This window comes from Veillonella ratti, from assembly GCF_003992115.1.
In the GTDB taxonomy this organism is placed as follows: Bacteria; Bacillota; Negativicutes; order Veillonellales; family Veillonellaceae; genus Veillonella_A; species Veillonella_A ratti.
In genome coordinates this window covers 1-14,305 of sequence record NZ_RQUX01000006.1, presented here as the reverse complement: position 1 = coordinate 14,305, position 14,305 = coordinate 1, and the positions used below count along the sequence as shown (strand labels likewise).

Genomic DNA, 14,305 nt, shown 5'->3' with positions numbered 1-14,305 from the left:
CGGCACCTACCTTTGTTAGGGCTTATACTTTGACGTGTTGCTCTTTTAAACGAGCAATCATAACCGATGCGACAAACATCATAATACCGGCCAAGACCGTCAGCCACGATAAGGTTTCGTCAAAAATCACAAAGCCCCACATGGCGTTGAAGAATACGCCGATATATTGTAAAAATTGCGCCACAACTGCATTGGTGGCCACAAATGCACCGGTTAGGAAGAATTGGGCAAATACGGAAATCCCGCCGATAATCCCAAGGATTACCCATTGCCGCAAATCAGGCCATACAAAATCAGGTCCCATCAAGATACCACCGACAATCATGGTGGTCACTAAGAAATAAAACATAATCTCATAATTACTGTGATGTCCCACTTGGCTGAGCTTGCGAATCGTAGTGTAGGCAGCGGCCGCAAAGGCAGCACCGGCGATGGCGTAGAGCGAATACCAATGGAACTCACTAAACGACCAAGGCTTAATCATAAGGCAAACAGCCGCCAAAATCAAAAGAAGCCATTTACCGGCCCCTTTCGGAACTGACTCTTTCAAATAGAGTGTGCTAAAAATAAACACGAAAATGCCGGACAACTGAAATAAAATCGCCGCGTCGGCCAACTTCATGTACGCCAAAGCAATAAAGTTACACAAGTTGCCTAAACCGCCGAAAATCCCGCGAACCGTAAGCATCCCGCGATTTTCCGTGGAAAAGGCAATGCCCTTGACCCGCATATAGATAAGGACTGCCACCGTGCCGATGAGGCCGCGGAAAAAGGTAATCTCCGCCGCCGGCATGGCTTGCCCCAGCATTTTTACAAATAAATTCATGATACTAAACGCCAAAGCGGATGCAATGGCATAGAAAAAAGCTTGTCTCACGTTGTCACTACTTTCTTAATGTATTACTACTATTTTGATTGCTATATAGTATCAACCAACAACTTATATCGTTAATAAGTAGGATGCGTCTGACTCAATATAGCTTATTTTTTAAAAGTATCGACAAAAGCAAGTATTTCTTTCCCCATTGATTCTTTATCAATGACTTTGGTAAAACGCAATTCCTTCGCCTGCAAAGCAGCCAGTTGTTTCGGGAACGCCACGCCCGTCACCGCACTGATGTGCTCAAGGCTTTCATATGGCGTATCGCCGGTCTGAATTTCCAAGGCTTCGCAAATCGGATTCGGGAACTTGAACGGATGGGCCGTCGCCGCAATCACCGTATGACGGCCACCATCTTCCGGATGCGCCTGCAATTCCTTCATGTAGGCCCCCATGGCCACCGCCGTGTGCGGATCCAACAAATAACCGTAGGAGTTATAAACCTGCGCAATGACAGCTTTCGTTTCTTCGTCGGAAACAAATTGACCGCTGAAATCCTTCTGAATGCGCTGTAACTCTTCGGCCGTTACCGACAAGGAACCGTTTTGTTTTAAATCCTTCATGCGGCTGTTGGTGGCTTCGTAATCCTCGCCGCTCACATAATATAAGAAGCGTTCAAAGTTGGAACTTTCCAAAATATCCATGGACGGTGAAATGGTCGTGTAGAATTCACGCTTCATATCATAGGTGCCCGTTTTGAAAAAGTCCGTCAACACATTATTACGATTGGAAGCACAAATCAACTTACCGATTGGCACTCCCATCTTTTTCGCATAATAAGCGGCCAAAATATTGCCGAAGTTGCCGGTAGGGACCACCACATTAAACACTTCATCGCGATGAATAGCACCCTGGTTTACAAGTTCTGCATAGGCTGCCACATAGTAAACCACCTGCGGTGCCAAACGACCGACATTAATGGAGTTGGCACTGGAGAAACGAACTCCCTTAGCCGCCACTTTTTCAGCCATCGATTCGTCCACAAAGAGGCGTTTTAAAAATTGCTGCGCATCGTCAAAGTTACCGCGAATAGCCGTTACATTAACATTATCGCCCTCTTGTTTCTGCATCTGTTCTTGCTGCATCGGACTCACGCCATCGGTCGGATAAAAAACCTGAATGTGAGTGCCCGGCACATCTTTAAAACCTTCCAGCGCCGCTTTACCGGTGTCACCGGAAGTGGCCGTCAAAATAAGCACCTCATCCGTTTCTTTTTCCGCTTCTTTGGCGGCTACCAACAAATACGGGAACAAGGACAATGCCATATCCTTAAACGCCTGCGTACGTCCGTGGAACAATTCGAGCACCGATAAACGTTCCAAAATAGAATGCAACGGTGCAATTTCAGGCGTACTGAAATTTGCTTTGCTGTAAGCCGACGCAATCATGGAACGTAATTCCGCTTCATCAAAAGTTGTGAAAAGATTTTTTAATACGGTATACGCAATGTCCTCGTAGGATTTCTCCGCCACCATGTCATAAGTCAGACAGCGTTCCGGAAATAAGGCCGGCACATATAGACCCCCGTCACTTGCCAAGCCATGGAGCAATGCATACGTTTCACTTACCGTTTCTTCACTTCGTGTACTTCGATACTTCATCTCTCTACCCTCATACTTCTACTAATCTAAAATAATAATAGAAAATTTCTCTATTACTTCTTTCAATTAATTATACCGAAAATACACATTTTTTTCTACCTACCAACAGCGACGCTTTCCCCCTTAATTACGGCACCGTTATAAGTTATTACATTATTTTTACAAAATGTTGTAAAAAATAAAAATCTCCCGGCCCCTAAAAATAAACGAATATCGGAAACTTTTAAAAGCTTATGTTTTCTTTAAATTTTACATAATTTTTAAACTTTACTGCTATAAGGGTTTACATTTCGAAACAATAAGTATATAATAGCTATGTTGTTATGGACCATTAGCTCAGTTGGTAGAGCACCTGACTTTTAATCAGGGTGTCCAGGGTTCGAACCCCTGGTGGTCCACCATTTTTATGTCCAAAATTTGATATATTGCACTTAAAATCAAATAAAGAGCGATAGTAATACTAATCCCGGTGATCCGGCTATAGTTAGTACTATCGCTCTTTTTAATTATTCAGTTGTAAGCTCTATGCAGTTATAATGCAACATTTAACCTCTACACACTATTTAGCTGCAAATGTTCTCTACTCTTATTTGTTAACCAACGAATTTACGAGCTGAGTCAACTCTTCTATACGTTGTTTCTGTTCTTCCAATTGAGCGCTTTGCGTATCCAATTTTTGATTTTGCGACTGAATCATGGACTGCTGATCGTTAACTACACTACGGAGACTATCGATTTCCTGAGCCATCGCTTGGCTAGATCCGTAGTTAGTTGTCTGACCGGCACCAACACGCCAAGTTACACCGGCGTTAACCATGTTTTCACCGCCACCAAAGGAACTGCCGAGGCTGAACATCATGTCGCTATGTGGACGATAGAACGCACCAACTGCTACTGCATTCGCACCTTTGTAGTTACCCACACCGGCTGCAAATTCCCATCTTGTCGTCGGATTGTAATCTAACGGATGTAAAGCTGCAAGAGCTGCTGCACCGGCACCGACACGGTTCACACGGTTATCCAGTTTGTTAATCTGATTACCTAAATAGTTCATATTGGAACCGATATTCGTTACCGCACTATTTAACTGACCAACATTGACCGCATCAGTTTCAGCTTCACCGGCTACTACATCATGAATCTGATTTTTACCCATGCTGATAGTATCACTAGTGAGCTTAATATCTGATTTAACTGCATCAGTAGTCTTAATCGTTACACCATCCGTATTAACCGTAGTATTACCCGTTACAAGTTCCGTAGTCGTTACACTATCAGTACCGATAACAGTTGCTGTATCACCAGAACCTACAGTAACACGTTCTAAACCGGAAAGTTTGGATGATAATTTAACTTTAAAACCTTTAGTTCCGTCATTCACGACACCAATATTGCCCTCAGTCAGAGGTTCCATCGCTCCACCGGTGATACTTAAGGTTTCAGCATTACCGACTTCAATTTTTTCTTCGGTATCGCTGATAAACTCACGTTTAGCATTTTGAATGGCCTCAATATCGGTATTAATGTCACCGATTTGAGTTCCAATATTATTTACCGCATCACGCAATTGTCCTTCAGTTGCGGCACGGTTTTCCACGATACCGTTCGTTTCAGGCTTCCAAGTCGTATTGTCGAGACCTGTAATATAGTGACCTGTCTTATCCGGATTAATCAGATTGCCCTCTTTGTCTTTCGCCGTATCACCTTGCTTACCAATAGTGAGCTGACTACCTTGGGCACCAATTGTTACTTGCCCATTAGAGCCATTAACTACTACTTGATTATTGCCTGTACCGGCAGTAATATTCGATGTCGTACCATCAACTACTACTTGTTGCCCCGGTGCAGCTGCGTTATTCAATGTAATTTTATCATTCAAATCAATAGTATTTGTCTTAACTCCATTATCATCAGTTGTTGTGTTAATAGTAATATTTTTACCGGAAGATAATTTACTGTTGGTAGCCTCTTGAGTTAATTTAGAAGATAACTCTTTAAGCTGTGCCACGTTAACGGCATCATAATCATCAGCACCACCGGCCACATTCGTAATACGACGACGATTAGCTGCTACAGTATCATCACCGATTGTGTATTCAGCATTGCCTACGGAAACCACACCATTTTCCGCTGCAAAAGCTTCGTTTGTTAAGTAGGCTTCCGTTTTCACACTATCAGGAATATATGCTAAAGAATTTTGCCCCAAAGCGACTGAATTATTAGAGGCAACACGCGCTTTCTGACCAATAGCAATACCATTATTTACCGTGCCTGTTCCATCCAAGGTATTAGTAATTGCATAGGATCCAATAGCAATTGCATTATCGCCGTACGCACGCGCCCAGTGCCCAAGTGCCGTTGCTTCATTACCATTAGCATACGCCTGTTTGCCTAATGCCGTTGCATAGTTACCTTTACCAATAGCCATTATGCCGACTGCCAAGCTATTCGTATCATGTGCTTCAGCTCCGGCACCTAAAGCAGTCGTCTGATAGCCAAATGCTTTAGCCGAGTTGCCAAGAGCAATTGAGTTCATTTGTTCTTTGCCTGCTTCAACCACAGTGTCATCATCTACAACTGATGTACTATTACCCGGCACACCTTGCACTGGGTCAGTAGAACGTATAGGACCCACATAAGCACTTACACCAATTGCTAAACCATTATTAGCACTACGTTCAGTAAGGGCTCCATAACCTAAAGCCATACTTTGATTGCCGTTAGCTTTTGTTTGAAGACCAATAGCTACCGTATTTAATTCATTTGCCTGCGTTTCACGCCCAATCGCTATCGAGTCATTTCTCGTTACTTTAGCCGAATAGCCGATTGCGACGGACTGATTAGCAGCCGCAGTAGCACCATACCCCATTGCTACTGCAACTGTGCCTGAAGCGTTGCTCCCAGCCCCTGCAGCAATACTCCAGCCGCCTGACGCACTCGATCCATTACCAATAGCTGTATCAGCTGACTTAGTAGCTTTAGCATTTACACCGGCAGCCAAAGCACCTGCCCCTGTAGCACCATCATTACCTCTATTTCCCGCATCAGTAGAATTTACCGAAAAATATCTTGTTTTATTAGTATCTAGTGCACTAGTTGATGCTAAACCACTTACTTTATAAGTCGTTCCATCATTACGAGTAAAGGTAATCGTATCGCCACTCAATGTAGCACTATCAGTTATTGTATCTTTTGCATTAACTTTGTACTGAGTATAACCCGCACTCGTATCTTTATCTATGCTGCTGATATTAGTGCCTGCAAGCACTTCAACTTTGGCAGCTTTAAGTTGGGCTATATTAACTGCGTCAGTATCAATTGTCCCGGCTGCCACATTAGTAATCTGACGGGTAAGACCTTCTTCACCATTACCAAGCGAGAGTGACCCCATGCCGGCCATCCACGGTGCAACCATCAATCGATACTTCATACCGGCATCCTTAGCCGCCTGTGCATTTTCCGGAGTTGGGTTCTGATAATATACAGCAGCCGCCGCATTCCATGCGTCTAACGCAGTCTGCATTTCAGGTGTAAAGTTAAAATTAGTTTCTGTAAGAGGATCATAACTAAGAATATTCTCTCTACGATCAGCAACAGAATAACTTCCCAAAGCAATGCCATTAGGAACTGTATTTCTCGTTTCTCGTCCAATACTTACACCGTTATCGGCCATCTCTGTTGCCGATGCCAAGTACCCAATTGCAATACTATCTATATTAGCAGCCTCAGTAAATCCACCAATTGCAATGCTCTGATAGTGCTTCGCCTTAGCTCCTCCACCTATGGCAATAGACTCTACACCGGTAGCACCATCATTATCTTTATTGCTTTCTGTTGAAGAATTTACAGAAAAATAAGAAATTTTATTAGCATCAACCTTACTATCTATCGCCTTCAACTGCGCTATGTTAACAGCATCCGTATCTTCGGTACCGGCTGCCACATTTGTAATTTGACGAGTTTCCTTACCTTTTATACCAACACTGACCGCACCACGATTACTGTTCCAAATAACAGAACCTGCGTTATCCGTCTGGAATTTAGTCAATTCATCACCGGTTAAGCCTGGTACATAGCCAAATAATTCACCGGCACCACGATTAGTTTTAGCATACGCACCTAGAGCAACAGCTGTATCTTTACTTGCATTGGCATAACTACCTAGACTCAGCGCATCTTCAGCAGACGCAATCGTACCTTCTTCAGCATTGCCTTTTGAGGTGCTTACAGACTGGTTAGCAATGTAGATGCCTTTACCATTTTCAGTTGTACCACCAATACGAACACTGTTGAGGTCTTGCAAGTCTTTGGCTAATCTTACTTTTAAGCCACTGTCGCTTGCTACAACACCGATATTATCTTCCGTTGTAAGTTGATCTGCCTTAGTGATGCCACCGGTAATTGACAAGGTTTCATTAAGCTTCTTAGCAATGGTTACATTTTCTGTGTCACCTGTGAAATTTAAACCATCATCCATGGTTGCAATTTCATGATCTGTACCGTCTTCATCTTTGTAAACAATACGTGTGATTCCATCTGTACCATCAAGTCCATTTTTCCCGTCTTTAACGGTAATATTGGCACTTGTGTTCTTTCCATCAGCACCATCTTTACCAGGTTCACCAATAATAGTAATACTACCGGCTTCGCCGTTTTTACCATCTGCACCAGGCTTAGTACCAGCTACTAGGTCTTTACTCATCTTCAAGTCGTAAACCTTCTGGCCGTCAACATCTTGCACAGCCATAGTAAGGTTGCTAGATCCGATGTACTCACCTAAAGCACCATTTGCACCTGCAGTCGGAGCATCGCCATTGAGGGTAACTTCAGTATGTTTTGCACCTTTAATAGCACTATTCAACTGACTTACGTTGACAGCATCTGTATCATCTGTACCCGCTACTACATTAGTAATCTTCTTGCTACCTGCATCAATGCCTGTTGTAGTAACAGATGGACCATTAGTGATTATCAAGCCTGTTGTACCAAGAGTTACCGCATTACCAACTTTAACACTATTTAAGCCTGTAAGGTCTTTAGCCAACTGTACTTTCAGTGCATTATCGCCGTCTTTTACAACGCCTATATTGTTATCAGTCAATAAGCTGTTGCCATCGGCATCAGTTGCTGTTGCACCACCGGTAATATTCAAGGTCTGACCATTGCCACGAGCAATAGTAGCTGTGGTATCATCACCTGTGAAGTTCAAAGTTGTCTTACCGGCATCTTCAGCAGCTTCAGCCACTTGTTTTAACTGTGCCACGTTAACGGCATCAGTATCAGCAGTACCAGCTGCCACATCAGTAATTTGACGGGTGATTCCTTTAGAAACATCGCCCACCGATACCGATCCGGCTGTGGACTGCCATGTATACAAAGCTTTACCTGCTTCAGCCAATGCACTTTGTTTGCTGTCCAAATCTGCCTGAGCTGTAGCTAACTGAGCCTGTGTTGATTCAAGAGATGCTTTTATTCCCTGATATCCCGCATCTTGTTCATACGAATTATCCGGATACATGGAAACAATCATATCAATATTAGCTTGATATTCAGCTGCCTTAGCGGTTAAATCATTTACCGTTGTTTGTGCATCAGTTACTTCCGTCTGTAAGCTCTGATACTGTGTATTACTACCTAAAATACTATCCGCATCGGTAATTCTACCGGATGGGTCATAACCTACAACACCCTTATCTGTACGAGCCACAGAGTTAGCACCAAGAGCTACGCCACCCTTAATAGTAACATTAGCATTTCGACCAACAGCTACTGCATCACTAACAGTTGTTTCAAGTGCGGAATCTGCGGATCCAATAACAACATTATTATTGACACCGGTTAATGTACGATTATCACCAATTACAACAGCAGTCGTTGTATCTTTTACAGTATTATTAGAACCGGTCACAGTTACGTTATCTACATTAGTTGCTGTATTATGATAACCGGTCAACGCATTAAACTGACTAATGTTGCTACTTGTCCCCTTCAAGGTATTGTTCACACCAATGATAGAAGATGTACGGGTGTAATCAGCCGTGTTAGCACCGCCGATAGCTAAGGTCGCACCACCACTTTTAGAGTCTTTAATCACAGTTTGGAGCTTATCCACCATAGCATCTACGGAATCAGCGCCACTCGTTGGCATAGAAATAGAGGTAATAGAGTTTGTGATCTTATTCCCGGCACCAAATACTAATGAACCGTTAGTATTATCCGTAATATTGCCTAAGCCAACAATAGTATTTGCAATACCCTGATAAGACGAATCTATTGGTACACCAAAAAATTCAGGTAACTTTTCATTAGATCTAACACTATTTAAAGAGCCCAATACAGTAGCACCAAAGTTTTGTGCCCCATAAGCACCGGTATTCAACCTACCACTACCATCAAAACCACCCGTAGCAATAGAGTAAGAGCCCATCATAGTCGAAAACAAGCCTTTATTATAGGTATTCGTACCCAAGGTAGTCTGATTTACATGAAAACTGGTGTTGTTATCAGTAATTTGTTTACCACCCATGGTGCCTCGGTATACACGATCCCCAATATCAATCGAACCCGTACGGCCAAAAGCATTTGTGCCGATAACGATAGATGTAGCTACTCGGCTAGCATCAGTCGGATTATCATATCCACCGGAACCACGCTTAGGCCAATTCGTTGGATCCATTCCCAATAAGGCTTCTTGTTCACCGCCACCGGTGAAGGCTACGGCTCCTTTACCGATAACAATGCTACCATCCAAAGCAATATTTTCCGAAACTTTAGCATCACTACCGATGACAATACTGCCCTTGCCGCCGGAATAGACATTGGTCCCCAAAGCTATGCCATTTTCACGTTGAGCTACAGCATTCGGGCCAATAGCAATTGAGTTTGTGCCTTTAGCTCCGTCATTATTCTGGTTAGCTGCTAATTCAGATTTTACAGAGAAGTATTTAACTTTATTAGCCGCCAATTCAGCTGTTGTAGCAATACCGGTTACGGTAATAGGAGCCCCTTCATTTTGAGTAAGTGTTAAAGTATTATTTTCTAAAGATGCTCCCGTAAGGTATGTATTTTTTAAACCGGTCACGGTAATTGGATTATTATCAGAGTCAGTCAAAACTAATGTACCATCGGCACCAACATATGTTACTTCGCCTTTAGCTAAAACTGTATTTGTATCTGTTGATTTAATTGTATACGTTGTTGCACCATCATCAGCCACATCAGTAGTAATCGTTACATTTTCGCCTTGTTTCAAGGTTACTTTATTTGCTTTCAACTGAGCTACGTTAACAGCATCTGTATCTTGAGTACCGGCTGCTACACCTGTAATCTGACGAGTAATATCATTGGCTGCATCACCAACAGATACGGAACCAACTGTAGAGGTCCATGTAGAACCGGTTAACGCTTTAGTGCTAGGATTATATCCATCTACGCCTTTATCAACGCTTGCCACAGAATTAGAGCCTAAAGCTACACCACCATCAATAGTTGTATTTGCATTTCGACCAATAGTAACCGCATCACTTGCACTCGATGTCATTACAGAATCAGCCGAGCCGATAACTACGCTATTAGCCGCATCAGATACCGTACGATTTGTGCCGATAATCGTTACATTATCTACATTAGTACCGGTATTTTTAAAACCTGTAATGTAGTTGTATTGGCTAATATTGTCACTAGCACCGGTCAAGGTGTTATTAACACCAAGGAGGGCAGATTGTTGAGTATAATCAGCCTTGTTGCCGCCACCGATTGCAAGAGTCGAGCCACCACTATTGGACGACTTAATAGAATTCATCAATGTTGTCTGTAAAGCTTTAGCAGAATCTCCTGCAGAGCTTGGTGCTGCTATTGTTGTAATGGAGTTAGTAATTTCATTACCAGCACCAAAGATTAAGGAACCATTGGAGTTAAAGGTTCTATTAGCCACACCTACAACACTATTAGCGATACCGGATGAATTAGACGCAGTAGCAGACTCTATGCTATTCAAAGAACCCATAATGGTAGCACCAAAGTTTTTCCCTGCACTAGAAGAAAAACCACCGCCATTATAGTTACTACTGGCAATCGAATAAGCGCCCGTAATCGTTGCAAATGCACCACCATTATAACTATTCGTACCTAATGTAGTACTATTAATATTTACACCTTGTGCTTTAGTATCAGCACTATCAACCGTTACATCACCTAATAATCCACGATAATTATGCGAACCAACCATAAGACTACCTGTACGAGCATAGGTATTTTCACCTATAGCAATACCAGTTGCTTCTTTGGATGGATCATTCGGTATTTGAAGAGTACCGAGCCAATTACCTGCAGTGAACGTTGTTTGTCCCATAGAGAATAGATACTCTTGCATACCTGACATGTTTTCAATTTTCGCATTTTGACCGATAGCAATACTTCCGCTTTGATCAACGTAGTTATTAATATTGGCACCATTACCGATAGCAATATCACCGCTACCTTTTTTACCATTACTATCTGAAATACTTGCTTTACCGATAGCAATACTATTATTAGCAGCTGTAGTCGATTGACCGATAGCTATACTATTAGCACCGGATGTACTGGATTTACCGATAGCAATTGCATCTGTACCGGTTGCGCCATTATTATTATAGTTAGTGCCATTAGCCGCAGAATTTACCTGGAAGTAATGAATCTTATTAGCTTCAACTTGAGCGGCTGTTGCTAAACCACTTACGGTAATAGGTGTACCTTCAGTCTGAGTGAGAGTTAATGTCCCATTGTCAAAAGCTGCACTAGTAAGATATATATTTTTATCTGTAGAAGCAATCTTATAATCTGTAGATCCATCAGTGCCAGTTGTAGTCGTAAGTGTGACATTATCACCTGCAGTTACCGTTACTTTATTAGCTTTCAACTGAGCTACGTTAACGGCATCTGTATCTGCAGTGCCAGCTGCTACGCCAGTAATCTGACGAGTGATATCATTTGCTGCATCACCTACAGATACCGAACCTATCGTAGAAGTCCATGCAGTACCGGATAATTCTTTTGTACTAGGATTATAACCGTCTACACCTTTATTAACACTAGCAACAAAATTAGATCCTAACGCTACGCCATCATCAACAGTCGCATTAGCATTGTAACCCATAACAACAACGTTATCTGCTGTTGTAGTTAAAGTAGTATCAGCTGCGGCACGAAGCGCAGTCGTAGTTTCTTTATTAGCACGACCTAAGATAACGCTATTATCGGAACCTGTTACAGTACGATTATCGCCAAGAAGAATAGTATTGTTAGAGTCTGCTACCGCATTTTCATTACCTAAGTTAACAATTGATGTAGAGCCACTAACCGTGTTATTACTACCTGTTACAGTTACATTAGTTACACCGGTTGCCGTATTGTTAAAACCGGTTAACGCGTTATATTGAGCTACGGAATCCTCAGTACCTTCTAAAGTATTATTAACACCGACGAGGGCCGATTGTTGCGTGTAATCTGCCTTGTTGCCACCACCAATCGCCAACGTGGATCCGCCACTATTAGCATTCTTAATACCTTCTATTAAACCAGTTTGTAAATCTTTTGCCGAACCATCAAGCGAAATATCTACCCCTTCAATTTTGCTTACAGAGTTAGTAATCTCGTTACCCGCGCCAAATATTAAAGATCCATTTGAATTAAAGGTACGATTTGCAAAACCAACAACGCTATTGGCTACACCTGATGTAGTATTTTCAGCAGTAGAGGATTCTACACTGTTCAAAGAACCTACAATAGTAGTTCCCAGATTTTTGCCGGCATTATTCTCATCACCACCGCTGGCATAGTTACCGCTTGCAATAGAGTATGAGCCTACAATAGTGGCAAAAGCTCCGCTGTTATAGCTGTTTGTACCTAAAGTCGTACTATTAACATTAACACCGGTAGCACGGATATTGGCACTATCTACATCAACATCGCCTAGAGTTCCACGATAATTATGCGTACCAATCATCAAACCACCGGTACGAACGAAGGTGTTTTCACCAATCGCAATGCCGGTAGCTACTTTCGAAGGATCTTCCGGAATAAATGCCATACCGCCACCAGGTCTATCAACTATATTATAATTAGTTTGTCCTAGCCCAAACATAAATTCTTGCATACCGGCCATGTTATCAATCTGCGCATTTTGGCCTATTGCAATACTAGCACTTTGGTCTACATAGTTATTGATTTTTGCACCGTTACCGATGACAATATCGCCACTACCCTTACCACCATTACTATCAGAAACGCTTGCACCGTTACCGATAGCAATGCTATTATCTGCAGCTGTACTAGCTTTACCTATAGCAATAGAGTCTATCCCTTTAGCTCCATCGTTATTATAGTTAGTACCACTAGTGCCTGAATTAACTTGGAAAAAATGTACCGAACTTCCGCCCGAACTATTACCGGCAACAGCCATAAGCTGTGCCACGTTAACAGCATCAGTGTCTTTCACACCGGCTGCAACACCTGTAATCTGACGAGTTGCAGTTGCTGTTCCATCACTACCAAGTACACCAACAGATACAGCTCCCAAAGTAGATTTCCAAGTCGCTGATGTATCCGTAGAAGCAGCTTTTGTGGACGGATCATAACCTGCAACACCATAATCTACATTAGCCAATGAGTTAGAACCTAAAGCTACGCCATTATCTACGGTTGCATTAGCATTATGTCCAAGGATAGTTGCGTTGGATACAGTTGTTGCCATTTCTGCATCAGCAGACCCGATGACAACGTCATTAGTCGCCCCCGTCAATTTACGTTTATCCCCAATTACAATATTGGACGTCCCATCTGACACAGTATTGCTGGAACCGATTACATATGTGCCATCCGTATTGGTCAAAGTATTTTTTGCACCGGTAATAAAGTTATAATCACTGGTATTGCCGTCTGCACCATTCAACTTATTGCTAACACCGGTAACAGCCGAGAAACGAGCATAGTCTACTGTATTAGCACCACCAACAACCAAAACTTGACCACCACTGTCACCTACCGAAGCAGCTAAAGCTTTAGCCGTAGCGATTGGATCAGTCGGATCAACATTACCAACATTAAAGGTTACATTACCATAAGAATTAGTTACCGCATTACCGGCACCAAAAATAAGTGTCGCATTGGCATTCTGCGTGGCATTAGCTGCACCAACAATAGAATTAGCAACTCCATCAAATTGTTGAGTTCCAGCTGCTACAGTATTCAAAGAGCCTACAACGGTAGCCATAGCACCTTGGAAACTACCGGAAGCAGATTCAACCTTAGCACCTGCACCGGCAGCTACAGAGCCAACACCTTGGGCTCCGTCGTTACTTTTATTCCCAAATTGTGATAATGCACCATTCATATCATTAACACTGTAATACTGATCAGCCGCACTTACCCCGGCTGTCATCCCAGCACACAGTGCCAACACAGAAAGAGCCACGCCAATTTTCTGGCCTGACTGGCTATGTGTAGATCCGGCTTTGCCATTACGTTTGGCCAACTCAGATACTACTACGTAACTGTTTTTTACTTTACTCCAAATGACTTTGTACTGCTTATTCATTACAGAACCTCTCCATGATAAAAAACTCACAGTAAATTCATTTTAAAAACCTTATTAATACCTCAAAAAAAGCAAAAAATATCACTTTTATTTATCTTAATTCTATAATTTGTGTTTATAACTGTCAATTCAATTCGTATATTTTCAATGTTATTTTTTCATTTTAAACTCATTAATATAGTTCTTATTTCAAGTTTGATATAAGAAGGTTTATTATGTCCATCAACACGCAATATAAAAGGATTTATT

At 42.2% G+C, this 14,305-nt stretch carries 3 protein-coding genes and 1 tRNA gene; 1 reads left to right on the top strand and 3 read right to left on the bottom strand.

Translation table 11 applies throughout. The features are described 5' to 3' along the window. Positions 1-22: 22 nt before the first annotated feature. Positions 23-877 (bottom strand): DMT family transporter, encoded by an 855-nt coding sequence (locus tag EO124_RS03755; RefSeq protein ID WP_021841263.1) that lies wholly within the window; start codon positions 875-877, stop codon positions 23-25. A gap of 104 nt (positions 878-981) precedes the next feature. Next, entirely contained in the window at positions 982-2,481 is a 1,500-nt protein-coding gene (thrC, locus tag EO124_RS03750) for a threonine synthase (protein ID WP_021841262.1), read from the bottom strand. A 325-nt stretch (positions 2,482-2,806) separates the two neighbouring features. On the opposite strand from thrC, the gene EO124_RS03745 reads away from it, so the two are divergent. Further along, a tRNA-Lys gene (locus EO124_RS03745) sits at positions 2,807-2,882 on the top strand. Between the two features lie 185 nt (positions 2,883-3,067). Here the strand turns inward: EO124_RS03745 and EO124_RS03740 are convergent. Further along, positions 3,068-14,056, bottom strand: coding sequence for an ESPR-type extended signal peptide-containing protein (locus EO124_RS03740; protein ID WP_164726541.1), 10,989 nt, complete (start codon positions 14,054-14,056; stop codon positions 3,068-3,070). Positions 14,057-14,305 lie beyond the last annotated feature (249 nt).

Bases quoted from the DNA above. Each gene is read 5' to 3' on its own strand.
- EO124_RS03740 (WP_164726541.1), bottom strand. From the start codon at position 14,056: ATGAATAAGCAGTACAAAGTCATTTGGAGTAAAGTAAAAAACAGTTAC.
- thrC (WP_021841262.1), bottom strand. From the start codon at position 2,481: ATGAAGTATCGAAGTACACGAAGTGAAGAAACGGTAAGTGAAACGTAT.